This is a genomic window from Clostridium sp. HCP1S3_C6 (genome assembly GCF_052066735.1).
In the GTDB taxonomy this organism is placed as follows: domain Bacteria; phylum Bacillota; class Clostridia; order Clostridiales; family Clostridiaceae; genus Clostridium.
In genome coordinates this window covers 14,225-39,444 of record NZ_JBQHRN010000017.1, presented here as the reverse complement: position 1 = coordinate 39,444, position 25,220 = coordinate 14,225, and the positions used below count along the sequence as shown (strand labels likewise).

At 29.6% G+C, this 25,220-nt stretch carries 23 protein-coding genes; 20 read left to right on the top strand and 3 right to left on the bottom strand.

Annotated elements, in window-relative coordinates; genetic code table 11:
* The first annotated feature begins 55 nt into the window (after positions 1 to 55).
* Together ACTNAO_RS07800 and ACTNAO_RS07795 are read left to right on the top strand one after the other, a co-directional pair.
* The gene (locus tag ACTNAO_RS07800) at positions 56 to 1,384 is read left to right on the top strand and encodes a hypothetical protein (RefSeq protein ID WP_441027858.1); all 1,329 of its coding nucleotides are present in this window, start codon (positions 56 to 58) and stop codon (positions 1,382 to 1,384) included.
* 12 nt (positions 1,385 to 1,396) lie between these two features.
* Complete coding sequence (locus ACTNAO_RS07795) at positions 1,397 to 2,350, top strand: U32 family peptidase (RefSeq protein ID WP_441027857.1); 954 nt, start codon at positions 1,397 to 1,399, stop codon at positions 2,348 to 2,350.
* Between the two features lie 91 nt (positions 2,351 to 2,441).
* On the opposite strand, the gene ACTNAO_RS07790 is transcribed toward ACTNAO_RS07795, so the two are convergent.
* Both ACTNAO_RS07790 and ACTNAO_RS07785 read right to left on the bottom strand, forming a co-directional pair.
* A complete protein-coding gene (locus tag ACTNAO_RS07790; RefSeq protein ID WP_441027866.1) occupies positions 2,442 to 4,142 on the bottom strand; it encodes an ammonium transporter in 1,701 nt (566 codons plus the stop codon).
* A gap of 211 nt (positions 4,143 to 4,353) precedes the next feature.
* The gene (locus ACTNAO_RS07785; protein WP_441027856.1) at positions 4,354 to 6,444 is read right to left on the bottom strand and encodes a glutamine synthetase III family protein; all 2,091 of its coding nucleotides are present in this window, start codon (positions 6,442 to 6,444) and stop codon (positions 4,354 to 4,356) included.
* Between the two features lie 400 nt (positions 6,445 to 6,844).
* On the opposite strand from ACTNAO_RS07785, the gene glnA reads away from it, so the two are divergent.
* The 5 genes from glnA to ACTNAO_RS07760 are packed head-to-tail and all read left to right on the top strand — an operon-like array spanning position 6,845 to position 12,392.
* A complete protein-coding gene (gene glnA / locus ACTNAO_RS07780) occupies positions 6,845 to 8,170 on the top strand; it encodes a type I glutamate--ammonia ligase (RefSeq protein ID WP_441027855.1) in 1,326 nt (441 codons plus the stop codon).
* Positions 8,171 to 8,190: 20 nt separating this feature from the next.
* A complete protein-coding gene (locus ACTNAO_RS07775) occupies positions 8,191 to 8,760 on the top strand; it encodes an ANTAR domain-containing response regulator (protein WP_441027854.1) in 570 nt (189 codons plus the stop codon).
* Positions 8,761 to 8,763: 3 nt separating this feature from the next.
* A complete protein-coding gene (gene dapF, locus ACTNAO_RS07770) occupies positions 8,764 to 9,603 on the top strand; it encodes a diaminopimelate epimerase (protein WP_441027853.1) in 840 nt (279 codons plus the stop codon).
* A gap of 4 nt (positions 9,604 to 9,607) precedes the next feature.
* Positions 9,608 to 11,206, top strand: a complete 1,599-nt coding sequence (locus tag ACTNAO_RS07765) for a CTP synthase (RefSeq protein WP_441027852.1) — start codon at positions 9,608 to 9,610, stop codon at positions 11,204 to 11,206.
* A 1-nt stretch (position 11,207) separates the two neighbouring features.
* The gene (locus ACTNAO_RS07760; protein WP_441027851.1) at positions 11,208 to 12,392 is read left to right on the top strand and encodes an LL-diaminopimelate aminotransferase; all 1,185 of its coding nucleotides are present in this window, start codon (positions 11,208 to 11,210) and stop codon (positions 12,390 to 12,392) included.
* 391 nt (positions 12,393 to 12,783) lie between these two features.
* On the opposite strand, the gene ACTNAO_RS07755 is transcribed toward ACTNAO_RS07760, so the two are convergent.
* Complete coding sequence (locus ACTNAO_RS07755; RefSeq protein WP_441027849.1) at positions 12,784 to 13,950, bottom strand: hypothetical protein; 1,167 nt, start codon at positions 13,948 to 13,950, stop codon at positions 12,784 to 12,786.
* Positions 13,951 to 14,101: 151 nt separating this feature from the next.
* Here ACTNAO_RS07755 and ACTNAO_RS07750 point away from each other — a divergent pair, with 151 nt between their 5' ends.
* The 13 genes from ACTNAO_RS07750 (at position 14,102) to ACTNAO_RS07690 (ending at position 25,143) form a co-directional block, all read left to right on the top strand.
* On the top strand, positions 14,102 to 14,599 hold the full coding sequence (locus ACTNAO_RS07750; protein WP_441027848.1) for a flavin reductase: 498 nt from the start codon (positions 14,102 to 14,104) through the stop codon (positions 14,597 to 14,599).
* Positions 14,600 to 15,424: 825 nt separating this feature from the next.
* A complete protein-coding gene (locus tag ACTNAO_RS07745) occupies positions 15,425 to 15,877 on the top strand; it encodes a MarR family winged helix-turn-helix transcriptional regulator (protein WP_441027847.1) in 453 nt (150 codons plus the stop codon).
* Positions 15,878 to 15,887: 10 nt separating this feature from the next.
* A complete protein-coding gene (locus ACTNAO_RS07740; protein WP_441027846.1) occupies positions 15,888 to 16,862 on the top strand; it encodes a beta-ketoacyl-ACP synthase III in 975 nt (324 codons plus the stop codon).
* A 71-nt stretch (positions 16,863 to 16,933) separates the two neighbouring features.
* On the top strand, positions 16,934 to 17,161 hold the full coding sequence (locus ACTNAO_RS07735; RefSeq protein ID WP_441027845.1) for an acyl carrier protein: 228 nt from the start codon (positions 16,934 to 16,936) through the stop codon (positions 17,159 to 17,161).
* A gap of 91 nt (positions 17,162 to 17,252) precedes the next feature.
* On the top strand, positions 17,253 to 18,194 hold the full coding sequence (fabK, locus tag ACTNAO_RS07730; RefSeq protein ID WP_441027844.1) for an enoyl-[acyl-carrier-protein] reductase FabK: 942 nt from the start codon (positions 17,253 to 17,255) through the stop codon (positions 18,192 to 18,194).
* Positions 18,187 to 19,122, top strand: coding sequence for an ACP S-malonyltransferase (fabD, locus tag ACTNAO_RS07725; RefSeq protein WP_441027843.1), 936 nt, complete (start codon positions 18,187 to 18,189; stop codon positions 19,120 to 19,122). The genes fabK and fabD overlap by 8 nt, the downstream gene beginning before the upstream one ends.
* Before the next feature lie 26 nt (positions 19,123 to 19,148).
* Positions 19,149 to 19,892, top strand: coding sequence for a 3-oxoacyl-[acyl-carrier-protein] reductase (gene fabG, locus ACTNAO_RS07720; RefSeq protein WP_441027842.1), 744 nt, complete (start codon positions 19,149 to 19,151; stop codon positions 19,890 to 19,892).
* A gap of 9 nt (positions 19,893 to 19,901) precedes the next feature.
* Positions 19,902 to 21,140, top strand: a complete 1,239-nt coding sequence (gene fabF, locus ACTNAO_RS07715; RefSeq protein ID WP_441027841.1) for a beta-ketoacyl-ACP synthase II — start codon at positions 19,902 to 19,904, stop codon at positions 21,138 to 21,140.
* 12 nt (positions 21,141 to 21,152) lie between these two features.
* Complete coding sequence (gene accB, locus ACTNAO_RS07710) at positions 21,153 to 21,659, top strand: acetyl-CoA carboxylase biotin carboxyl carrier protein (RefSeq protein WP_441027840.1); 507 nt, start codon at positions 21,153 to 21,155, stop codon at positions 21,657 to 21,659.
* Positions 21,660 to 21,663: 4 nt separating this feature from the next.
* Positions 21,664 to 22,086, top strand: a complete 423-nt coding sequence (fabZ, locus tag ACTNAO_RS07705; protein WP_441027839.1) for a 3-hydroxyacyl-ACP dehydratase FabZ — start codon at positions 21,664 to 21,666, stop codon at positions 22,084 to 22,086.
* Between the two features lie 9 nt (positions 22,087 to 22,095).
* Entirely contained in the window at positions 22,096 to 23,466 is a 1,371-nt protein-coding gene (locus ACTNAO_RS07700) for an acetyl-CoA carboxylase biotin carboxylase subunit (RefSeq protein ID WP_441027838.1), read from the top strand.
* Positions 23,459 to 24,328: an acetyl-CoA carboxylase, carboxyltransferase subunit beta gene (gene accD, locus ACTNAO_RS07695; protein WP_441027837.1), complete on the top strand. Its 870-nt coding sequence runs from the start codon at positions 23,459 to 23,461 to the stop codon at positions 24,326 to 24,328. Before ACTNAO_RS07700 ends, accD begins: the two co-directional genes overlap by 8 nt.
* Positions 24,328 to 25,143 carry an acetyl-CoA carboxylase carboxyltransferase subunit alpha gene (locus tag ACTNAO_RS07690; RefSeq protein ID WP_441027836.1) on the top strand — a complete coding sequence of 272 codons (816 nt, stop codon included), beginning with the start codon at positions 24,328 to 24,330 and terminating at the stop codon, positions 25,141 to 25,143. Before accD ends, ACTNAO_RS07690 begins: the two co-directional genes overlap by 1 nt.
* Positions 25,144 to 25,220 lie beyond the last annotated feature (77 nt).

Genomic DNA, 25,220 nt, shown 5'->3' with positions numbered 1-25,220 from the left:
AAAGCAAAATAAAGTAAATAATTGAAACCAAATTTAAAAATACAAAAGGAGAAATATGAGTAGCGAAACAGATCTTTTACCAAAATCAGTTGTATGTTGTAACATAAATGAAAATAATACATCAATAATTAAAATTTCTTCTAATACTTTTGCCATAAGATTACCAGGGGAAATAGGAGATAGTAACTTAAATATAACTGTTAATTTTTATTCCTTTAAAGAAAATGATTTTATAGAAGTACCTATAGATAAATATAAAATTGTATCAAAAGAAATAAAGGAATTTTATATAATTTATAATTTTGAAGTTTTTAATAATGATTTATATAGTAAATGTGTAAAAAATGTTATGAATGATTATTTAAGATATGTTAATTTAAAAAGTGAAGGTTATGATAGTTATTTTTCAAAAGAAATGGTAGATTATCCTTATGAACTTGATTATGACTTTTATGATATATATAGTGAAGAAAAGAAAAAATGGATGGAAAGCTTAAATCTTAATGAAGTTTGTGAAAATGATTTTGAATTAGCTATAACCATTGACAATGATGTTTTGTATAAAAGATACTTAAATAATGATTTTTCAACTTTTATAAATATGTATTATGAAGATAATTTTATAAATAGGGAAAAATTCATTAAAAAAGATATTTCACGTATTTATGTTGGCAATGAATTTTGTCACAATTTATTTCCAGATGGAGTTACTCTTATAAAGATACTTAATAAGGCAAAGGCTGACAATATTAATGTTACTCTTGCTTTTACATATATTAAGGATTGTTACATAGAAAAAAACAAGAATATTATAGATGAGGTTTATTTATGGTGCAAAGATAATAAGTTTAAAATTGAAATTATAATAAATGATTTTGGAATGATAAAATTATTAGAAAACAAAAAAGATTATTTTTCACTGAACCTTGGGGTACTGCTTAATAAGAGAAGAAAAGACCCAAGATACATTTATAAAAATGGCTTTAATGAAAGTATGCTTTCAGAAAATAATTTAAATAGTGATTTATTACATATTTATTTAAAAAAGTACAATATAAATGTTTATGAATATGAATCTTGCAATTATAAAATAAAAATTCCTAAGGGAAATCATAGTCTTCACATACCATTTTATCAAACAAATACATCAGATTATTGTCCACTTTATGCAATGTACAAAAATGGTGAAAGAGGAGGGCAGAGCCTTGTAAAAAATTGTCCTAAATATTGTAGTGATTATGTATTTTTATATCCTAAGCATTTAAAAATGGTTGGAAGGTATAATTCAATATTTGCATTTAATGAAAATATAATAAAAAACTCTAATGAAATAAATTATTATACAGTTAGAGGAATAAATAGAATAGTTTTAAATTTTATATAGGTAGGTAAAATAATGAAGATAGTTGCAGGAATGGGAGCAATAGATGATTATATTGCCCTTTGCGAAGCTGGAGCAGATGAAGTTTTTTGTGGTTTTGTACCATATAGTTGGAACAAAAAATATGGAAATCTTATGCCTCTTAATAGAAGAGAAGTGTTTTATTATAATGTGCAAATTAGCTCTATTAGTGATATGAAAATATTAAGAAAAATGGTTGACAAATATAAAGTGCCAGTTACTATAACATTTAATTCACTTTATTATACAGAACATCAGTACAATGAAATAATTATAATTATTTCTGAACTTTTAAGTATAGGATTTAAGGAATTTATTATTGCTGATATTGGTCTTATACTTAAACTTAGACAAAAGAAAATTAACTGTAAAATTCAATTAAGTGGTGAAGCTTGTGAAATTAACAGACTTTCTATGAAGCTTTTTAATAATTTTAATATATCAAGGTATATTTTTCATAGAAAAAATTTAATTAGTGATATGAAAAATTGTATTGAAGACAATAAAGAATTATCTTTAGAATATGAAGCTTTTATTTTAAATGAAAAATGTCATTACACTGGTGCATATTGCAATTCTCTTCATTGTGATGAAATGGTTCATTTATGTAAAGTTCCATACAAAATTGCAAGGGTTAATGAAGATTCAAAAGATTTTTATATGGATGATAAATTATCATTAACTGAGGATATAGATTGTGAAAGTGAAGATTACATTATAGGAAACTCTGGATGTGGACTTTGTTTTTTAAGGCAACTTAAAAATGCAGGAATAACTCATTTGAAGGTAGTTGGAAGAGGAAAATATATTGATTATATGGTAAATGATATTAAGGCCTTAAAAGAAGCCTTAGATTTAATAGAGGAAGTAGATAATGATTCTGAATACAAAAATATTATTAGAAATAATATTTTTAAAGGTAAATGCAGTAAAGAATGTTATTATTAAAAATAAGCATATAAAAACGTACAAATTTCATTTGTTTAAATGAAGTTTGTACGTTTTTTGTTTTTATTATAACATTTCTTTTTTGTTAAGATTATTCGTCTTGAAGAGCATCATAGCCTTCCTCGCCAGTTCTTATTTTTATACAATTTTGAACATTATATACAAAGATTTTTCCATCTCCAATATTTCCTGTGCGAAGAACTTTTTTAATTGAATTAATAGCTATATCAACTGGAACCTTGCATACAACAATTTCAACTTTAACTTTTGGAAGAAGTACTGTATCAAGTTCTGCACCTCTGTAAAGTTCAGCATGACCTTTTTGCATTCCGCATCCAAGAACATGTGTGACATTCATTCCTGTAATTCCTAAATTTTCTAAAGTATCACGAAGTAATGCAAGTTTATCCTGATTAATAAATACTGTAATATTTGTCATTGTATCTTTGCCATCTGGAGATTTTTCAACTGTAATATGGCCTTCTTTTGAACTTGAAGTAGAAGCTTCTTTTACTATTGAAGTTATATTAGTATTATCAGTATTTTTTAAAGTATAATCAGTAGATGGCATAAAGTCTGCATAACAACTTACAAGACCATGTTCTTTTAAATCAAGACCAACAATTTCTTCTTCCCTAGAAACTCTAAGACCATTAAACTTTTTAATTAATAGGAATATAATTGTCATTGTTACTAAAACCCATGCAATTACTGAAATAACTCCAAGACATTGAATTCCTAAGAATTTAAATCCATGTCCATATAATAAACCATCATTAACTGAGAAGAAACCTGCAAGGATTGTACCAGTAGCACCACATAATCCATGAACACCAATTGCACCAACTGGATCATCAATTTTTAATACTTTATCAATAAATTCAATACCAAATACAACAACAAATGCAGCTATTAAACCTATTATTGCAGCGCCAAAAGGTGATACAATATCACATCCAGCAGTTATAGCAACAAGTCCTGCTAAAGAACCATTAAGAGTCATTGATACATCTGGTTTCTTATATCTTATCCAAGTTATAAATAAAACAGCAGCAGTAGCAACAGCAGCAGCAATATTAGTAGTCATAAATACTGAACCCATTAAATTTAATGTATCATCACCAGTAGCAGATACTGTAGAACCACCATTAAATCCAAACCAACAGAACCAAAGTATAAATACTCCAAGGGCAGCTATTGTTAAGTTATGACCTGGAATAGCTTTGGGTTTGCCATATTTATCATACTTTCCAATACGAGGGCCAAGAATTTTTGCACCTACTAATGCAGATACACCACCAACCATATGAACTGCAGTAGAACCAGCAAAGTCATGGAATCCTAATTGAGCAAGCCAGCCACCGCCCCAAATCCAGTGACCAGAAATAGGATATATAATAGCACTTATTAAAAAGCTATATATTAAATATGAAGAAAATTTAGTTCTTTCAGCCATGGCTCCTGAAACTATTGTAGCAGAAGTAGCACAGAAAACTGTTTGGAATATTACATATGCATATGATGTATAGCTACCTTCAACACCATAATTTCCTTGAATGAAGAAATCAGGAACTCCAATAATTCCTCCTATATCAGTTCCGAACATAAGTCCAAAACCAAGAATCCAAAAAATTATTGTTCCAAGACAAAAATCCATAAGATTTTTCATAATTATATTACCTGCATTTTTTGCTCTAGTTAAACCTGTTTCAACCATTGCAAAGCCTGCCTGCATAAAAAATACTAATACGGCACCAAGAAGCACCCAAATAGTATCAACTGAAGAATAAATACCGTCCATAAGATCATCCCCTAACATATTTTGTCTAAAAATGGCGTCCTTAATAAAAAAGTTAAAAAACTTTATTAAGCACGCCAATGTGTTGTATATATAAATTATTTAAATGAATAAGCAAAAAAAGTAGCGTGTTTCAAAAGAAAAATCTTATGAAACACGCCAGTGTGTTATATATAAATTATTTAAATGGGTAGCTAACTTAAAACTATACTCTATAAATTAAATCAGAGTAAGTTGGGAATGGCCAGTAAGTTTTACCTACAAGGCATTCAAGATTATCAGCAGATTCCCTTGCTTCATTCATAGCAGGAATTACTTGATTTCTATAAAGATCAGCTATTTCAAATACTCCGTCTAATTCTTCAACTTTTCTAAGAAGAGCTGATAATTTATCTGTTTGAGAATATAATGCATTAGCATAAGTTGAAACATCAGTTAAAGTACCTTTTTCCATTTCGCAGCTTGTGCTAAGACCAACATTCTTCTTGCTTATAATAGTATCGCTTAAATCTTTCATAAAAGCAGTAGTAGCTGGTAAGATTTGTTTCTTTATCATATCTATCATTGTTAAAGCTTCTATGTTAACTACTTTAGAATAATTATCTAAAAGAATTTCAGTTCTAGATTCAAGTTCTTCTTTAGTATAAATGTGGTTAGATTCGAATAATTTAACATTCTTTTCATCAGTGTAGTGAGGCATAGCTTCGAAAGTAGAAGTGTAGTTACAAAGACCTCTCTTTTCTGCTTCTTTAACCCATTCATCAGAGTAGTTATTACCATTAAAGATAATTCTCTTATGTTCTCTTATTGTCTTTTTAATTAATTTATCTAATTCTCCCTTGAAATCATCAGCTTTTTCAAGTACATCTGCAAATTCTTTTAATTCTTCAGCAACAGCAGTATTAAGAATTATATTAGTACAAGAAATTGAAGCACTTGAACCAAGCATTCTGAATTCGAATTTATTTCCAGTGAAAGCAAATGGAGAAGTTCTATTTCTATCTGTTGTATCCTTAGGGAATACAGGTAAAACATCTACACCAGTTTCCATTGTTATTTTTCCTTTTGAAGTATATGAAGAACTGTTTTCAATTGAATCAAGTATTGCAGTTAATTCATCACCAAGGAACATAGAAACTATAGCAGGTGGAGCTTCATTAGCACCAAGTCTATGATCGTTGCCAGCATCAGAAGCTGAAATTCTAAGTAAATCTTGATATTCATCAACAGCTTTAATAACTGCACATAAGAATGTTATAAATTGAATATTATCTTCTGGAGAATCTCCTGGTTCTAAAAGATTTTGACCAAGATCAGTAGACATTGACCAGTTATTATGCTTACCAGAACCATTAATGCCTTCATATGGCTTTTCATGTAATAAGCAAACAAGACCATGTCTTTCAGCAACTTTTTTCATAGCTTCCATTGTTAAGTGGTTATGGTCAGTTGCAACATTTGTACTTGCAAATATTGGAGCTAATTCGTGTTGAGCTGGAGCAACTTCGTTATGCTTAGTTTTTGCTAAAATACCAAGTTTCCAAAGTTCTTTATCTAAATCTTCCATATATTCAGCAACTCTAGTTTTAATGTTTCCAAAGTAATGATCTTCAAGTTCTTGACCTTTTGGAGCAGGAGCACCAAATAAAGTTCTTCCAGTTAACATTAAATCAAGTCTTTGTTCATAGTATTTTTTATCTACTAAGAAATATTCTTGTTCAGGTCCAACAGTAGTAGTAACTTTCTTTGCTGGATTTTTAAATAATTTTAAAATTCTTAAAGCTTGTTCGTTTAATACTTGCATTGAACGAAGTAATGGAGTTTTCTTATCAAGAACTTCACCGCCATATGATAAGAATACTGTTGGAATACAAAGAGTATTTTCTTTAATAAATGCATAAGATGTTGGATCCCATGCTGTATATCCTCTTGCTTCGAAAGTAGCTCTTAAACCACCAGATGGGAAACTTGAGGCATCTGGTTCACCTTTTATTAATTCTTTTCCTGAGAATTCCATAATGACTTTTCCATCGCCAGCAGGTGATATAAATGAATCATGCTTTTCAGCAGTAATTCCAGTCATTGGTTGGAACCAGTGAGTAAAATGTGTAACACCTTTTTCTGTTGCCCAATCCTTCATAGCATTTGCAACAACATTTGCAACATCAAGTGTTAATGTAGCATTACCATCAATAACTTTTTTTAGTTCCTTAAATGTTTGTTTTGGTAGACGTTCTTTCATTACAGTATTGTTAAATACCATAGAGCCAAATAATTCAGGTACGTTTTTTGTCATAATAAAATCCTCCTATATATAAATGAATTTTTATTTATATTTTATTATTATTATCAAAAAAAAATAGCGCAGTACCAAACTACATTAATTCATGTAATTTGATACAGCGCCTTTGCTGATGTTTTTATTATATGCAAATTGTAATGAAATTGCAATACCTTTTTTAAAAAATATTGCAATTTTTTTGCAATCACTGTAAAATAGCATTGAACAAAGGTGTTTTAGGCATTATATATAAATGCCTTAATTAACATCTTTTTTTTTATAATTTTTTCATAAAAGAAATGTATAAAAGTATTTATTTAAAAAATATTGAAAGATTAATAGGGTATATTTATAATATAAAATATGTAATAAAAAAATAAAGCCCTTATTAAATGGTTACAAAGGGAGGATAAAAATGGACCGTACAATTTCAGAAATTTTAGAATTCGTAGAAGAAAATGATATTAAATTTATAAGACTTCAATTTTGCAATATATTTGGAGAACTAAAGAATATATCAATAATGTCTTCGCAACTTGAAAAGGCATTTAAATATGGTATAAGCTTTGATGCTTATGCAGTGGGAGGATTTAAGAATATTGAAGAATCTGATCTTTTCTTAGTTCCAGACCCATCAACATTAAGTATTTTACCTTGGAGGCCACAAGAAGGTGGTGTCGCTAGATTTTACTGTACTATAAAAACACCAGAAGGTGAAATATTTGAAGGGGATACAAGACATTTATTAATGGAAACAACAAAAAAATTATTAAAATATGACTATAGACCTAAAGTTGGGCCTGAATGTGAATTTTACTTGTTTAAAACAGACGATGAAGCAGAGCCTATATTAATTCCTCAGGACAATGCAGGATATTTTGATATTGCACCTTTTGATAAAGGTGAAAATATAAGAAGAGATATTTGCTTAACATTAGAAGAAATGGGTCTTACACCTGAAAGCTCACATCACGAAACAGGTCCTGGTCAAAATGAAATTGATTTTTTATTTGACAATCCCATAGAATCAGCTGACAATTTTATAACATTAAAAACTGTTGTAAAAACTATAGCAAATTTAAATGGATTACATGCCAGCTTTATGCCAAAGCCACTAATTAATAAAAGTGGATCAGGACTTCATATTAATTTATCATTATTTAAAGGAGATAAAAATATATTTGAAGTATCAAGTGGCTCTCATTCAAAGGAAGCTGAAAGCTTTATTGCTGGAATACTTTATAGAATTAGAGAAATTACAGCTATTTTAAATCCAACAGTTAATTCTTACAAAAGATTTGGAAGCTATGAAGCTCCTAAATATATAACATGGTCACATAAAAACAGATCTCAGCTTATAAGAATTCCTGCATCAAAAGGTAAATATAGCAGAATGGAACTTAGAAGCCCTGATAGTACTTGTAATCCTTATTTGGCATTTATGGTATTAATAGAGGCTGGACTTGAAGGAATAAAAAAAGAAAGAAAACTTCAAGAAGCCTTAAATGCTAATACTTATAATGTAGAAAATAAAGAGTCTTTAGAGGTTCTTCCAAAAAATTTAGGAGAAGCTCTTGAAATAATGAAAAAAAGTGAATTTGTAAAGTCTGTATTAGGGGAATATGTTTTTAATAAATTTCTAGATTCTAAAGAGGAAGAATGGGAGATTTACAAAGATAAATGGGAATCTGACGATGAAACTAGTGATTGGGAAATAAATAATTATTTCTATAAATATTAGTAAATAACTGGGGGCATTAAATGGATAAAATACTATTAGTCTGTAGTTCTGAAAAAGGAATAAAGGTTTATACAGATAATCTTAAAAGTCTTGGTTATAATCAGATTTTTGTGGAAAGCAATGGAGCTGCAGCAAGAAGAAAAATGATTAATGATGAACTTAATATGATAATAATTGATACTCCCTTAAAAGATGAATTTGGAACTGAAATTGCACTTAAAGCAGCACAATCAGCAAATGCAGGAGTAGTTCTTGTTGTAAAATCAGTTAATGCAGATATGATATCTTCAAAAGTTGAAGACTATGGAATTTTTGTAATACCAAAACCATTTACAAAGTCAGTTTTTATTCAAAGTGTAAAATTTGTTTTTACTTCCTTAAAAAGATTTAAAATGATGAAAAAGCAGGAAAATAAGTTAAAAAAACAAGTTGAAGATATAAAGAGAATTGACAGGGCTAAATGTTTGCTTATACAATATGAAGATATGACAGAGGAAGAAGCTCATAGATATATTGAGAAAAAAGCAATGGATGATAGAATAAGTAGAAGAGATATATCAGAAAAAATAATTAAGTTTTATGAGGTGTGATTTATGGAATTTACAAAAATGCATGGAATAGGAAATGATTATATTTATTTTGATTGTACTAAAGGAATTCCAAGTGAACTTGAAAATCCAGGAGAACTTTCTAAAAAATTAAGTGATAGACATTTTGGTATTGGTGGTGATGGAATTATTCTTATACTTCCATCTGAAAAATGTGATTTTAGAATGAGAATGTTTAATGCAGATGGTTCAGAAGGTGAAATGTGTGGTAATGCAACAAGATGTATTGGAAAATTTGTATATGAAAAAGGACTTACAAATAAATCAGAAATTACACTAGAAACACTTGCTGGAATAAAAAAGTTAGAATTAACTATTAAAGATAATAAAGTCTTATCTGTTACAGTAAATATGGGGGCTCCAATAATAAATGCAAGGGACATTCCAGTGAGCTTTAATAAAGAAAATGTTATTAATGAGGGTGTAACTATTGACAATATGGAGTATAATATAACATGTGTATCTATGGGCAATCCTCATTGTGTTATTTTTGGCTTAGATATTTATAATTTAGATTTAGAAAAATTAGGCCCTAAGTTTGAAAATAATAAATTATTCCCAGAAAGAATAAACACAGAATTTGCACAAATAGTAGATGAAAAAACAATTAATATGAGAGTATGGGAAAGAGGTAGTGGCGAAACTTTAGCATGTGGTACAGGTGCATGTGCTACAGTAGTTGCTGCAATTTTAAATGGGTATTGTAAAAAAGATGAGGATATAACAGTTAAATTACTTGGTGGAGAGTTAAAAATCAAGTATAATAATAATGGTTATGTTTATATGACTGGACCAGCAGAATTTGTATTCGAAGGAAGGATTTAAAAGTATGAAAAAAAAGTATATTTTTGTAACAGGCGGCGTTGTGTCAGGACTTGGAAAAGGTATAACTGCTGCATCTTTAGGTAGACTACTTAAAAGTAGAGGTTTTAAGGTAGCAGCCCAAAAATTCGATCCATATATTAATATTGATCCAGGAACAATGAGTCCATATCAGCATGGAGAAGTTTTTGTTACTGATGATGGTGCTGAAACTGATTTGGATTTAGGACATTATGAACGTTTTATTGACGAAAATTTAAATAAGTTTTCTAATATTACTACAGGTAAAGTATATTGGAATGTTTTAAATAAGGAAAGAAAAGGTGAATATCTTGGAGAAACAGTTCAAGTTATTCCTCATATTACAAATGAAATAAAAAATCAAGTTTATAAAGTAGGAGAAATAACAGGAGCAGATATTATAATTACTGAAATTGGCGGAACTGTTGGAGATATTGAATCTCAACCATTTTTAGAAGCTATAAGACAGGTTTCTTTTGAGGTTGGAAAAGAAAATTGTTTATTTATACATGTTACATTAGTACCATACATACAAGGCTCAGAAGAGTTAAAATCAAAACCAACTCAACATAGTGTAAAGGAATTACAATCTCTTGGAATTGCACCAGGAATAATAATTTGTAGATGTGATATTCCTCTTAATGATTCAATAAAAAATAAAATAGCATTATTCTGTAATGTGAAAAAAGATTGTGTAATAGAAAATTCAACTATAGATAATCTTTATGAAGCACCATTAATGCTTGAAAAAAGTAATTTCTCAGAAATAGTATGTAGAGAACTTGAAATTAAGAATACTCATTGTGAGCTTGATGAATGGATTAACATGGTTGATAAAATAAAAGCAGCAAATGAAGAAATAACTATAGGTTTAGTAGGTAAATATGTTCAATTACATGATGCATACATATCAGTTGTTGAAAGTTTAAAGCATGCAGGATATGGTGAAGGTGTTAATGTTAATATTGAATGGATAGATAGTGAAGAAATAACAAGTGAAAATGTTAAAGAAAAATTAGCACCATGTAAAGGAATAGTTGTACCAGGCGGTTTTGGTAGTAGAGGCGTAGAAGGGATGATTGAAACTGTAAAATATGCAAGAGAAAATGATCTTCCATTCCTTGGAATATGCTTAGGTATGCAAGTAACAGTAATAGAATATGCTAGAAATGTATTAGGATTAAAAGATGCTAATTCAAGAGAATTTGATGAAGTTACTAAAAATCCTGTTATTGATATAATGAGAGACCAAGTTGGTATTGAAGAACTTGGTGGCACTATGAGACTTGGAGTATATCCATGTAAATTAGAAAAAGATAGCAAATTATATGAACTTTATGGAACTGACTTAATAAAAGAAAGACATAGACATAGATTTGAGTTCAATAATCAATATAGAGAACAATATATAAATAGTGGAATGACTTTAGCTGGTATTTCACCAGATGGTAGATTAGTTGAAGCAGTAGAATTAAAGGATCACAAATATTTTGTAGCAGCTCAGTATCATCCTGAATTTTTATCTAGACCTAATAGACCTCATCCATTGTTTGTAGGTTTAATAAAAGCAGCCAAGGAGGATTAAAATGTTTAAAATCAACAAAAATTATTTACAATTAAAGGATAGTTATTTATTCTCAACAATTGCTCATAAGGTAGCAGATTATAAGAAGAAAAATCCAGACAAGAAGGTTATATCACTTGGTATAGGTGATGTTGTATTACCACTTACTAAGCCTGTAATAGAACAACTTGAAGAAGGCGTTAGTGATATGTCAAAAATTGAAACTTTCAAAGGATATGGACCAGAACAAGGATATGAATTCTTAAAATCAAGTGTTCAAAGCTATTATGAAGAAGTTAATGTTAATTTAGATAGGGATGAAATATTTATAAGTGATGGAGCTAAAAGTGATTGTGGAAATATTTTAAATATTTTTGATAAAGATAATGTTGTCTTAGTTCCAGATCCTGTATATCCTGTATATGTTGATACAAACATAATGGATGGAAGAACAATAAAATACATGGATTCAAATGAATCTAATGGTTATTTAGCAATGCCAGATTATAATGTAACTTGTGATATTATATACCTTTGCTCACCAAATAATCCAACAGGTGCGTCATATAATAGAGATCAATTAACAGAATGGGTTAAATATGCTAAAGAAATGGGTGCTGTTATACTATTTGATGCAGCATATGAAGCATTTATAAGTGATGATAATATACCACATAGTATTTTTGAAATTGATGGCGCTAAGGAATGTGCAATTGAAATTTGTTCATTATCTAAGACAGCTGGATTTACTGGTATGAGATGCGGTTATACAGTTGTACCATTTGCATTAAAGTGCGAAGGAGTATCTTTAAACAAATTATGGCTTAGAAGACAAACTACTAAGTTTAATGGAGTTCCTTACATAGTACAAAAGGCTGCAGCTGGTGTATTTACAGAAGAAGGAAGAGTAAAAACTAAAGAAGTTATAGATTACTATAAGGAAAATGCTAGAATTATAGCTGAAGCTTTAGATAAATTAGGTATCAAATATGTAGGAGGAGATAATTCACCATACATATGGCTTACATGCCCTAATAATATGGATTCTTGGTCATTCTTTGATCTTTTGCTTGAAAAAGCTAATATAGTTGGTACTCCTGGTGTAGGATTCGGTAAAAATGGAGAAGGATGCTTTAGATTTAGTTGCTTTGGTGAAAGACAAAATATAATTGAAGCTGCTGAAAGATTATCAAAAGTATTACAATAAAAAATTAATGCTACCAAAATTGTTTTTGGTAGCATTTTTTTATGTAAAAAAATGCTGCTAGATAACTAGTGGCAAAATATTATTATTTTCTATATAAAGTATATCCAGCGCCTTCGTAAGGTGAATTCATTCCTGTATTTGTATTTCTATATCTTTGACCATAATTTGTGAAGAATCTTATATTAACATTTAAATCATCGAAATTAGAATTGTTAGCATTATAGTTAAGTATAAATAAACATTTTTACGAGTTAATGTTTTATTTCCACTAGTTTGAGAAGTTCTTGTGCCATTAACAACATTTGGAAAACTTTTTTCTAAATATATTGTTTCAGGAACATGAGCCCATTCAGTTCCTTTTAATAATATAAAATAACCTTCCTTTTCTTTACTATTTTCTTTTAACAAGTACTAAATAAGAGTCGGGTTTCATGTTAATATAAATATATTTACCTTCAGAATAACTATTAGAAGCATCAACCATAGTATAGGAAAGTATACCCTTATTTTTTTGACTTTTGGGTTTATTATATTCAAGAATATAAAGATCATCATGAGATGAATTATCATATTCATATATTTTACCTTTTTCAAATATTGTTTTATCTAACTTAATAAGTAAGGGGGTGCTTGTATCAATATTATATGCATTTATTATATTATTGCTATAATTGAAATAATATAAGTCAGAGTCAAAATCTAAAGAGGATAATTGGATAAATTTATCTGGAACAGCTAATTTATTAAAGATACAATCATTAGAATTTGTGAAAAAATAATTATTAACAAATGCTGAAGCAAAAATTCCATTTTCAAGTTTTACAAAGTTCTCTTCAAAAGTATTTTCAAACCAAGTACTTCTGTTTTGATATGAATATATTTCGCATACTGGATTTTTTATTATTTTGTTGTTAGAATAATTTTCTTTAAATATTTTAACAAATATATTTGATTGACCTCCATTAAAGTATGGTTTTAAATTATTAATATATGAATTGCAAATATCTCTATATGAACTTATATTTGGTGAATTTTTAAATGATATATCAAGAGAAATATTTAAATTTGTATTATTTAAAAATTTATTTATATCACCATCGAAATAAGAGTCTTTTCCAAAGAAAATATTGTATTTGGAATTATTAAAATGGTATGTTTCAGTTTCAAATATTGAAAAATTATCTATGTAATAATTATTGTTTATTTTATTTTTTAAAATGAGGTTGTCTTTTACTGCCTTGCATATAGATGTATATTGTTTGCTATCATATATATTGTTATTTTTAATATCATAATAAATTTCATAGTTATCAGAATCTAAAAATAATACAGCTTCTTCAACTTTATTAATGTTAAATAATCCGCAATGTGATGAATAGTATTTTATACTATTTATTTCAATATCATCATTATATTTATCTTTTATATAATCTTTAACATTGTTAATAATGCTAGATTTATAAGTAGGCGTTACAAATATATTATTTGAAGCATATGCTGATAAAGATGCTATAGAAAAAATAATGAATAAAATGTATATAATTCTTCGTAATCTCATTTTTATTCCCCCAACAAAGAATAATTAACATATACTAATATTAACAAAAATTTAACAAATGTTCAATGTTATGTGTGCCCATAATAAAATTGAAAATAACCGCAATAATATGTATAATATGGATAAAAGAATAAATAGGAGGATATGTTTAATGAAAGATACATTTACATTTCAAATGGAGGAAGCATTTGATAATTTATATAAAACAGGAGCATTTTTTACAGCAGGAAATGGCGAAAAAGCAAATACAATGGAAATAAGTTGGGGAACTATAGGTTTTATGTGGAAAAAGCCTATATTTATGGCTATGATTAGAGAAAGTAGATATACAAGTAAATTCCTTGATCTTGGAAAATCTTTTACTATAAGTATTCCATATAATGATGATATGAAAAAGGCATTAGCTATATGTGGTAGAACTTCAGGTAGAGATACAGATAAAGAAAAAGCAGCAGGAATAAAATTTATACCATCAAAAAGTGTTGAAGCGCCAGTAATAGAGGGATGTAATAAATATTATGAATGTAAGATAATGCTTAAACAACCTATTGATTATAATACTTTAAATTCAGAAATTAAAAAGGTTATATATCCAGAAAACGAAACAAATCACATATTGTTCTTTGGAGAAATTGTTGAGGAGTATTAGTTCCTTAATTGGGTTGCAAATGTAGCTTAGAAATTAAGAATTAATAATTAATAATTAAGTGGCTTTTTACGCTACGCTTAAAAGCTAATCTCCATAGGAGATAATTAATAATTATTATATTTAGGCTCAAAGCATTTATCATATTAGGTCTTATGTAAAATTTAATTTAGGCGTTGAAATATGGAGCTTGTCCACTCATACAATATAATTAAAATTTTTACGAGGAAGGAGTAAAAATATCCTGAATTCTTAATTAAGCCGAGCGTACGGGCGATGGCTGAATTAATTCTTAATTTCTTAATTAGGTCGCAAATGTAGCTTAGAAATTAAGAATTAATAATTAAGTGTTTTTTTGCGCTACGCTTAAAAGCCAATCTCCATAGGAGATAATTAATAATTATTTATTTAGGCTCAAAGCATTTATGATATTAGGTCTTATGTAAAATTTAATTTAGGCGTTGAAATATGGAGCTTGTCCACCCATACAATATAATTAATGTTTTTACCAGGAAGGAGTAAAAATGTCCTGAATTCTTACCTAAATTCTTAATTATTAATTATTAATTATTAATTATTAATTATTAATTAACCGAAGTTGTAAGTGATAAAGAACAGAAAGTGAAATGAGGTAAATAATTAAAACCACACTTAAGCTTGTAAGTTAATTAAATTGAAAAAAATGGAAGTTAAGTTTGTTTATTTATTGACAATTTACTTTGAATATAATATACTTTGATTATCAAAATATATTGCAAATTTTAAAGTTTATGTTTTGATTATAGTGCTAAAGAGTATTTGATAAAGTATTTTTAATGGAGGAGTTTTATGGAAAGAACCCAAAAAGTGCTAAATCAACTTTTGGTGCAATTATTTAATGATATTCTTCTAATTGAAGAAAAAACATTAAGAAATGGACCTTTAAATGATTTGTCTGTTACTGAGATACACACAATTGAAGCTATTGGTATGTATGAGAAAAAGACAATGTCAGAAGTGGCAAAAGAACTTAATATAACAGTTGGAACTTTAACAACTGCCATAAACAAACTTATAAAAAAAGGTTATGTTGAAAGACAAAGAACTGAAGAAGATAGAAGAGTTGTTTTAGTGTATGTTACTAAAAAAGGGAAGCTTGCATATAGATTACATGAAAAGTTTCATAAGGAAATGATTAATGCTTCCATTGATGGTTTAGATGATAAGCAAGAGGAAATATTAATTGAATCTTTAGAAAAACTAAATAAGTTTTTTATGACAAAATACGAGTTAGATAAATAAGGAGATAAATATGCAGGGCATAGAAATAAAAGGTTTTGGTTCTTATGTTCCAAAACATGTTGTGACAAATGATGATTTAAGTAAAATAGTTGATACAAATGATGAATGGATAAGTACAAGAACAGGAATAAAAGAGAGAAGAATATCACAAGGTGAGGATACATCTGTTTTAGCAACTAATGCTGCAGAAAATGCAATGAAAAAAGCTAATATTTCTGCTGAAGACATAGATTTAATTATAGTTGCTACTGTATCACCAGATTGTTTTTGCCCATCAGTTTCTTGTATTGTACAAAAGAATATTGGTGCAAAAAATGCTATGGCTTTTGATATAAATGCTGCTTGTTCTGGTTTTATATTTGCATTTCAAACAGCATCATCATTATTAAAGTGTAATGATAATTTTAATAATGCATTGATAATTGGTGCAGAAGTATTATCTAAAATAACAAATTGGGAAGATAGATCTACATGTGTATTATTTGGAGATGGTGCAGGTGCAGCTATAATCTCAAAAACTGATAGTAAGAAAGTTTTAAGATTTTTTTCAAAATCAGAAGGAGAAAAAGGTGAAGCATTAGAAATAGGAGCTAGAAATGTTCAAAATCCATTTATAGGAGAATATTTAGAAAAATATCCATATATAAAGATGGATGGGGGAGCTATATTTAGATTTGCATCTCTTGTAATAGTTAAAGCTGTTAACAAGTTATTAGATGAAGAAAATTTATCACTTGATGATATTGATTATATTATTCCACATCAAGCAAATGCAAGAATAATAGCTTATGCTGCTAAAAAAATGCATGTAGGAATAGACAAGTTTTATTTGAATTTGGATAAGTTTGCAAATACCTCATCTGCAACAATTCCAATAGCACTTTCAGAAATGCAAGATAAAAATATACTAAAAGAGGGTATGAAAATAATAATGGTAGGTTTTGGTGGTGGACTTACTTATGGAAGTGCATTAGTAGAATTGTAATTTAAATTTAAATTTATTTGTAAGTTTAAATTTTTATATAAAATTTAACATTGAAAATTGGAGGAAAAATAATGATATTTGATGAAATTAAAAAGGTAATAAGTGAGCAATTAGAGGTTGAAGAAGATAAAATAACAATGGATACAACATTTGAAGAATTAGGAGCAGATTCACTAGATTTATTCCAAGTTGTAATTGAAATTGAAGAAAAATATGGTATTCAGCTTGAAGATGCAGAAAGTATAAAATCAGTTAAAGATGCTGTTAAATTTGTAGAAGAAGCAGTAAAAAATAAGTAATTTATTATAATCGGGCATCTAATTTTTAATTAGAAAGCCCGATTTTAAACTATGCAATGTAAATGCAAATTATTGCCGGGGGATATTAAGTATGAAGAGTAGTAGAGTGTGTAATATATTAGGAAGTAAATATCCTATAATTCAAGGAGGGATGGCTTGGATAGCAGATGCATCTTTAGCAGCTGCTGTTAGTAATGCAGGTGGTGTTGGCATAATAACAGGAACAGCACCAATTGAATGGATAAGAGAAGAAATAAGAAAGGCAAAGGAATTAACAGATAAGCCATTTGGAGTAAACATTATGTTAATGTCACCTCATGCAGATGAAGTAGCAAAGCTTGTTTGTGATGAAAAAGTTAAATTTGTTACAACAGGAGCTGGAAGTCCAGGTAAATATATGGAAATGTGGAAAGAACATGGGGTTAAGGTTATTCCAGTAGTTGCATCCGTTGCCCTTGCAAAAAGAATGGAAAAGCTTGGAGCTGATGCTATAATAGCAGAAGGAACTGAATCAGGTGGCCATGTAGGTCAGCTTACAACAATGGCACTTGTGCCACAAGTAGTTGATGCAGTAAATATTCCAGTACTAGCAGCCGGTGGTATAGCTGATGGTCGTGGCATAGTAGCAAGTTTTGCATTAGGAGCTGAGGGTGTACAAATTGGAACAAGATTTTTAGTGGCTAAAGAATGTACAGTTCATCAAAATTATAAAGATAAAGTTTTAAAAGCTAAAGATATAGATACTGAAGTTACTGGAAGACCAACAGGACATCCTGTGCGTGTAATAAGAAATAAACTTTCTAGACAATTTAAAAAGCTTGAGTCTGAAGGAGCTACAGTAGAAGAATTAGAAAAGCTTGGCACTGGTTCTCTTCCAAAAGCTGCCAAAGATGGTGATACAGATTTTGGATCTGTAATGGCGGGACAAATTGCAGGACTTGTAAATAAAGAACAAACTGCAGAAGAAATTATTAATGAAATAGTAAGTGAAACAGATAATATACTAAAGAATATTGGAGGACAATATGAATAGTAAAAAGATAGCATTTCTTTTTGTTGGGCAAGGAGCACAATATGTAGGAATGGGAAAAGATTTATATGATAATATAGAAGAATGTAGAGATATATTTGACAAGGGCGAAAAAATTCTTAATATGCCTATTAAAGATATGATTTTTAATGGTCCATTAGAGACATTAACTGCTACAGAAAATGCACAACCTGCAATTTTTCTTGTAACAATTGCATGTCTTAAAGCTCTTGAATTAAATGGAATAGATGCTGAATTTTCGGCAGGACTTTCCCTTGGAGAATATGCAAGTCTTGTACATTCAGGTGCTATGACACTTGAAGATGGACTTTTACTTGTAAAAGAAAGAGGCAGAATAATGGGAAGCTCACTTCCAAAAGGACTTGGGAAAATGGCTGCTATTATGAGACTTGATGATGAAAAAGTAAATGAAGTTATAAAAGAAGCTTCAAAGTATGGAGTTTGTGAAGGGGCAAATTACAATTGTCCTGGGCAAGTAGTAATATCAGGCGATAATGAGGCAATAGAAAAGGCTATAGAAATAGCCGCATCATTAGGTGGTAGAGGAATAGAACTTAAGGTAAGTGGACCGTTTCATTCATCTTTACTTGCAGGAGCAAGTGATGAATTTTATGAAACAATAAAAAAGGCTAATATAGGAAAAATGAATAAAACTGTATATTCAAATGTTAAAGGAGCACCTTATACAGAAGATGATGATATAAAACTTATATTAAAAAATCATATAAGATCATCAGTATATTTTGAAAAAAGTATAAGAGATATGATAGATAAGGGTGTAGAAACATTTGTAGAAGTAGGTCCTGGAAAAGCTTTAAGAGGTTTTGTAAAGAAAATAGATAGAAGCTTAAAATTATTAAATGTTGAAGATATGGCATCATTAAATGCAACTATAGAAACATTAAAATAAATCCTAAAGAATTAAGGAGGCTAGATATGGAAAATACTAAAAAAACAGCCATTGTAACTGGAGCTGCAAAGGGAATAGGTAAAGCTATAGCATTGAAGCTAGCAGAAGAAGGCTTTAATATTGTTTTAAATTATAGAAGTAGTGAAGATAAAGCAATTGAAACTGAAAATGAAATAAAAGAAAAAAATGTTGAAGTATTAAGAATTCAAGGTGATATAACAAATACAGAAGATGTATTAAACCTTGTAAATAAAGCAAAAGAAAAATTTGGTTCAATAGACGTAATGGTTAATAATGCAGGTATAACTAAAGATAACTTATTATTAAGAATGAAGGAAGAAGAGTTTGATTCTGTTATTAATACAAATTTAAAAGGTGTTTTTAATTGTTTAAAAGCTATAACTCCTATTATGGTAAAACAAAAACATGGTAAAATAATAAGCATATCATCAGTAGTTGGAATAACTGGGAATGCAGGACAAGTAAATTATGCTGCATCTAAAGCAGGAGTAATTGGAATGACTAAATCACTAGCAAAAGAAATTGGATCAAGAGGAATTACTGTTAATGCTGTAGCACCTGGTTTTATTGAAACTGACATGACAAGTGTATTAAATGATAAATTAAAAGAAACAGCTAAAAAAGAACTACCATTAAGAAGACTTGGGACTCCAGAAGATGTTGCAAATGTTGTTAGCTTTTTAGCAAGTGAAAAAGCAGATTATGTAACAGGACAGGTAATCCATGTTGATGGTGGAATGGTTATTTAGGAGGCTAATATGGAAAGAAGAGTTGTAATTACTGGAATGGGAGCTGTAACTCCTCTTGGTAATAACGTAAATGATTTCTGGAATGGAATTAAAGAAGGAAAACTTGGTATAGATTATATTAAAAATGTTGATACAACAAATTTTGAAGTTAAAATAGCAGCAGAAGTTAAGGATTTTAACCCAGAAGGTGTTCTTGACAAAAAAGAATGTAGAAGACTTGATAAATTTGCACAATATGCAATATGTGCAACAGATGAAGCACTTAAAGAGTCTAAATTAAATTTAGATGAAGTGGATAAAGAAAGAATGGGAGTTTATGTTGGTGCAGGTATTGGTGGCCTTGATACAATGCAAACAGATATTGCAAAAGTAGTAGCAAATCCATCAAGAAGAGTTTCTCCATTTTTTGTACCAATGACTATTATTAATCTTGTTGCAGGAAATATTGCAATAAAATATAAAGCTAAGGGACCTTGTACATCAATGGTTACAGCTTGTGCAACTGGTAATAATAATATAGGTGAAGCTTTCAGATTAATTAAACATGGCTATGCTGATATTATGATAGCAGGAAGTGCTGAATCACCAATTTCTAGAATGGGAGTTGGAGGATTTGCTGGAATGAAAGCTTTAAGTACCACAGAAGATCCAAAGAGAGCATCAATTCCTTTTGATAAGGATAGAAATGGCTTTGTAATGGGAGAAGGTGGAGCTATACTTATTCTTGAATCTCTTGAATCAGCTCAAAAGAGAGGTGCTAATATTTTAGCTGAAATAGTTGGATACGGAAGTACTTGTGATGCATATCATATTACATCTCCAGATCCTAATGGTGATGGTGCAGCAAAAGCTATGGAACTTGCAATACAAGAAGCTAATATAAAACCTTCAGATGTTTCATATATTAATGCTCATGGTACATCAACTGGTCTTAATGATAGCTGTGAAACAGCTGCAATTAAAAAAGTATTTAAGGAAGATTCATACAATATACCTGTTTCTTCAACTAAGTCAATGACAGGACATTTACTTGGTGGTGCTGGTGCTATTGAAGCAGTAGTATCTGTAAAAGCATTAATGGATGGATTTGTTCCTCCAACTATTGGACTTGAAACTCCAGGAGAAGGTTTAGATTTAGATTATGTAAAAGGAACTGGAAGAAAAGCAGATCTAAAATATACTATGTCAAATTCCCTAGGTTTTGGTGGACATAATGCATGTTTACTATTTAAGAAGTGGAATGATTAGGAGGGAGAAAAAATGGATTTTACCGGAGTAAAAGAAATACTTGAGGCAGTAAATACATCAAACGTATCATATTTTGAATATGAAACATGCGATGGTCACATAATAATGGATAAATCATTAACAAGAAATATTGGAAGTAGTAATGAAAATAAAAACACTGTTTCAAAGGAAACTTCTGGTGGTGAATTTATACAAGAAGCTACTGTAGCTGCAGCAAAAGCTGAAGACAAAGTACAAACAAATAGTGAAAAACCAGCTGTAAAGTTAGATGATGAAGATTTATATATAGTAAAATCTCCAATGGTAGGAACATTTTACAAAGCACCAGGAGAAGATAAAGAACCTTTTGTAAATGTGTCTGATGAAGTTAAAAATGGTGATGTTCTTTGTATAATTGAAGCAATGAAACTTATGAACGAAATTGAATCAGAAGTAAATGGCACAATTATAGAAGTACTTGCAAAAGATGGTGAAATGGTAGAATACGGTCAACCCCTATTTAAGGTTAAGGAGAATTAATATTATGATGGATATAGATGAAATAAGAAAGATACTTCCTCACAGATATCCTTTTTTATTAGTAGATAGGATAACTGAATTTGAAGAAGGAAAAATAGTAAAAGGTTATAAAAATGTAACAATAAACGATCAATTTTTTCAAGGACATTTTCCAGAATATCCTGTTATGCCAGGAGTTTTAATCCTTGAAGCAATAGCTCAAGTAGGTGCAGTAGCTATACTTTCAATGGAACAATTTAAAGGAAAAACTCCACTTTTTGCAGGAGCAGATAAGGTTAGATGGAGAAAACCAGTAAGACCTGGTGACAAGCTTGAAATGCAATGTGAAATTGTTAAGCTTAGAGGTCCTATTGGAGTTGGAAAAGGAATTGCAACTGTAGATGGTAAAAAGGTTTGTGAAGCTGAAATTACATTTGCTATAGGATAGGTGATAAAAATGTTTAAAAAGGTACTTATTGCAAATAGAGGAGAAATAGCTGTAAGAGTAATTAGAGCATGTAGAGAACTAGGAATTAGAACAGTAGCAGTTTATTCTGAGGCAGATAAAGAAGCCATACATACTCAGCTTGCTGATGAAGCAGTATGTATAGGTCCTGCAGCAGCTAAGGATAGTTATTTAAACATTGAAAATATTTTAAGTGCTTGTGTTCTTACAGGGGCTGATGCTATTCATCCTGGTTTTGGATTTCTTTCTGAAAATGCTAAGTTTGCAAAAATGTGCAAGGAATGTAATATTAAATTTATTGGACCTAAGTATACAGCTATTGATCTTATGGGAAACAAGGCAAAAGCAAGAGAACTTATGAAATCAGCAAATGTTCCTGTTGTGCCAGGTTTTGAAGGGATAATTGAAGATGAAAATCATGCAGTTAAACTTGCAAAAGAAATAGGATATCCTGTTATGATAAAAGCATCAGCAGGAGGCGGTGGTAAAGGAATTAGAGTTGCTTTTGATGAAGATGAATTTAGAAAAGGATATAATACAGCTAAGGCAGAAGCTAAAGCTTGTTTTGGAGATGATACATTATACTTAGAAAAATTCGTTCAAAATCCAAGACATATTGAATTTCAAATTTTAGCAGATAGTTTTGGCAATGTTGTTCATTTAGGTGAAAGAGAATGTTCACTTCAAAGAAAAAATCAAAAAGTATTAGAAGAAGCTCCATCAACTTTTTTAACTAATGAGCTTAGAAGTGAAATGGGGGAAGTTGCTAAAAGAGCTGCAAAAGCTTGTAAGTATGAAAATGCTGGTACTATTGAATTTCTTGTAGATAAAGATTGTAATTATTATTTTATGGAAATGAACACTAGAATTCAAGTTGAACATCCAATTACAGAGATAGTGTCTGGTGTTGATATAGTAAAGGAACAGTTGAAAATAGCATCAGGAGAAAAACTTACACTTACTCAAAAGGATATAAAACTTAGAGGTCATGCTATAGAATGTAGAATTAATGCAGAGGATCCTTCGCATAATTTTGCTCCTTGTCCTGGTACTATAACAGAACTATTTGTTCCTGGAGGAAGAGGTGTTAGATTGGATTCTGCAATATATTGTGGTTATAAAATACCACCCTATTATGATTCCATGCTTGCTAAGCTTATTGCATATGGTGATACAAGAGATGAAGCTATATGCATAATGAAAAGAGCATTAGATGAATTTGCAGTAGGAGGGGTTAAAACAAATATATCATTCCAGCATGCACTTCTTGATATGGAAGAGGTAGCTAATGGAAATTATGATACTTCATATTTAGCTGATAAGATTTTTGTAAATAATAAGATGGTGAGAAAAGATGCTTAAGGATTTATTTAATAATAAAACTGAATATGCTACTGTAAATACTAGTACTGGTGAGGGGGATTTATTTGAAAAGCCTAATATTCCATCTGGAATGTGGTTAAAGTGTGATAAATGTGGTTCTATAATATATAAAGAAGATTTAAAAGCAAATCAATATGTTTGCACTAAATGTAATTCACATTTTAGATTAAAGGCTATAACAAGAATAAATTATTTCTTTGATAAAAATAGTTTTGTTGAAATTGGTCAAGACATTGTAACAAATAATCCTCTTGATTTTGAAGGATATGAGGAAAAAATAAAAAAGAGTAGAGAAAGAACTCCAAGTTCTGAAGCTGTTATAACAGGTATTGCAAAGGTTAATGGAATAAAGGTAGCAGCAGGTGTAATGGATAGCTATTTTATGATGGGAAGTATGGGAACAGTGGTAGGTGAAAGACTTACAGAACTTATAGAATATGCTACTGCAAAAAAACTTCCTCTTATAATATTTACCACATCTGGAGGAGCTAGAATGCAGGAAGGAATACTTTCTCTTATGCAGATGGCAAAGGTAAGTGCCGCTATTGCAAAGCATGATGATGCTGGTCTTTTATATATAACAGTTCTTACTAATCCAACCACAGGGGGGGTAACTGCAAGTTTTGCTATGGAAGGTGACATTATTATAAGCGAACCTGATGCATTAGTTGGTTTTGCAGGTAGAAGAGTTATAGAAAATACCATTAATGAAAAGCTTCCAAATAATTTTCAAAAAGCAGAATTCTTACTTGAAAAGGGATTTATTGATGCTATAGTAGATAGAAGAGAACTTAGAAAATATATATATAAAATTCTTTCTATGCATGAGGTGAAGAAATAATGAATAGAGGACTTATTAAATCAAAATCTTCTTGGGATAAAGTTATAATTGCAAGACATAAGGATAGACCTACAGGGGAATATTATATAAATACAATATTTGATGATTTCTTAGAATTTCATGGTGATAGAAGATTTGGTGATGACAAGGCTATAATAGCAGGAATAGCATATTTAGAAAATATGCCTGTAACTGTCATATCTATAACAAAAGGAGCAAATACAAAGGAAAATATCGAAAGAAATTTTGGTATGCCAAAACCTGAAGGATACAGAAAAGCATTAAGATTAATGAAACAGGCAGAAAAGTTTAAAAGACCTGTAATATGTTTTATTGATACTCCAGGAGCTTTTTGTGGAGTAGATGCAGAGGAAAGAGGTCAGGGTGAAGCTATTGCTACAAACTTACTTGAAATGAGTAGATTAAAAACACCTATTATTTCAGTTCTTATGGGAGAAGGAGGTAGTGGTGGAGCTCTTGCTTTAGCTGTTGCAAATAGTGTTCTTATGCTTGAACATTCTATTTATTCTATTTTATCACCTGAAGGTTTTGCATCAATTTTATGGAAAGATGGAGGTAGGGCTAAAGAAGCAGCAGATGTTATGAAGCTTACAGCACAAGATCTTTTAGCACTTAATGTTATTGATAGAATAATTAAAGAGCCTTATGGTGGCGCTCATAAAAATCCTAAAAGAATGGCATTGTTTTTAAAGAAACAGCTTATAGAAGAACTTGATAAATTTAAAGACAAGTCTCTTAAAGAAATTGTAGATGAAAGATACGAAAAATTTAGAGAGATGGGAAAAAATTCATAAAGAATAAAAAAAATTAAATTGGTAAAGATATTAAGTATAATGGTAAAAATATATTTGATTTCTTTACCAATTTTTAT

What these genes read in the sequence shown, in the direction of transcription:
- ACTNAO_RS07765 (WP_441027852.1), top strand. Translation starts at nt 9,608, where the DNA reads ATGAAAAAAAAGTATATTTTTGTAACAGGCGGCGTTGTGTCAGGACTT.
- ACTNAO_RS07760 (WP_441027851.1), top strand. Translation starts at nt 11,208, where the DNA reads ATGTTTAAAATCAACAAAAATTATTTACAATTAAAGGATAGTTATTTA.
- accB (WP_441027840.1), top strand. Translation starts at nt 21,153, where the DNA reads ATGGATTTTACCGGAGTAAAAGAAATACTTGAGGCAGTAAATACATCA.
- ACTNAO_RS07755 (WP_441027849.1), bottom strand. Translation starts at nt 13,950, where the DNA reads ATGAGATTACGAAGAATTATATACATTTTATTCATTATTTTTTCTATA.
- ACTNAO_RS07750 (WP_441027848.1), top strand. Translation starts at nt 14,102, where the DNA reads ATGAAAGATACATTTACATTTCAAATGGAGGAAGCATTTGATAATTTA.
- fabG (WP_441027842.1), top strand. Translation starts at nt 19,149, where the DNA reads ATGGAAAATACTAAAAAAACAGCCATTGTAACTGGAGCTGCAAAGGGA.
- ACTNAO_RS07740 (WP_441027846.1), top strand. Translation starts at nt 15,888, where the DNA reads ATGCAGGGCATAGAAATAAAAGGTTTTGGTTCTTATGTTCCAAAACAT.
- ACTNAO_RS07745 (WP_441027847.1), top strand. Translation starts at nt 15,425, where the DNA reads ATGGAAAGAACCCAAAAAGTGCTAAATCAACTTTTGGTGCAATTATTT.
- fabF (WP_441027841.1), top strand. Translation starts at nt 19,902, where the DNA reads ATGGAAAGAAGAGTTGTAATTACTGGAATGGGAGCTGTAACTCCTCTT.
- ACTNAO_RS07735 (WP_441027845.1), top strand. Translation starts at nt 16,934, where the DNA reads ATGATATTTGATGAAATTAAAAAGGTAATAAGTGAGCAATTAGAGGTT.
- ACTNAO_RS07690 (WP_441027836.1), top strand. Translation starts at nt 24,328, where the DNA reads ATGAATAGAGGACTTATTAAATCAAAATCTTCTTGGGATAAAGTTATA.
- accD (WP_441027837.1), top strand. Translation starts at nt 23,459, where the DNA reads ATGCTTAAGGATTTATTTAATAATAAAACTGAATATGCTACTGTAAAT.
- fabD (WP_441027843.1), top strand. Translation starts at nt 18,187, where the DNA reads ATGAATAGTAAAAAGATAGCATTTCTTTTTGTTGGGCAAGGAGCACAA.
- fabK (WP_441027844.1), top strand. Translation starts at nt 17,253, where the DNA reads ATGAAGAGTAGTAGAGTGTGTAATATATTAGGAAGTAAATATCCTATA.
- ACTNAO_RS07775 (WP_441027854.1), top strand. Translation starts at nt 8,191, where the DNA reads ATGGATAAAATACTATTAGTCTGTAGTTCTGAAAAAGGAATAAAGGTT.
- ACTNAO_RS07700 (WP_441027838.1), top strand. Translation starts at nt 22,096, where the DNA reads ATGTTTAAAAAGGTACTTATTGCAAATAGAGGAGAAATAGCTGTAAGA.
- fabZ (WP_441027839.1), top strand. Translation starts at nt 21,664, where the DNA reads ATGATGGATATAGATGAAATAAGAAAGATACTTCCTCACAGATATCCT.
- ACTNAO_RS07795 (WP_441027857.1), top strand. Translation starts at nt 1,397, where the DNA reads ATGAAGATAGTTGCAGGAATGGGAGCAATAGATGATTATATTGCCCTT.
- dapF (WP_441027853.1), top strand. Translation starts at nt 8,764, where the DNA reads ATGGAATTTACAAAAATGCATGGAATAGGAAATGATTATATTTATTTT.
- glnA (WP_441027855.1), top strand. Translation starts at nt 6,845, where the DNA reads ATGGACCGTACAATTTCAGAAATTTTAGAATTCGTAGAAGAAAATGAT.
- ACTNAO_RS07785 (WP_441027856.1), bottom strand. Translation starts at nt 6,444, where the DNA reads ATGACAAAAAACGTACCTGAATTATTTGGCTCTATGGTATTTAACAAT.
- ACTNAO_RS07800 (WP_441027858.1), top strand. Translation starts at nt 56, where the DNA reads ATGAGTAGCGAAACAGATCTTTTACCAAAATCAGTTGTATGTTGTAAC.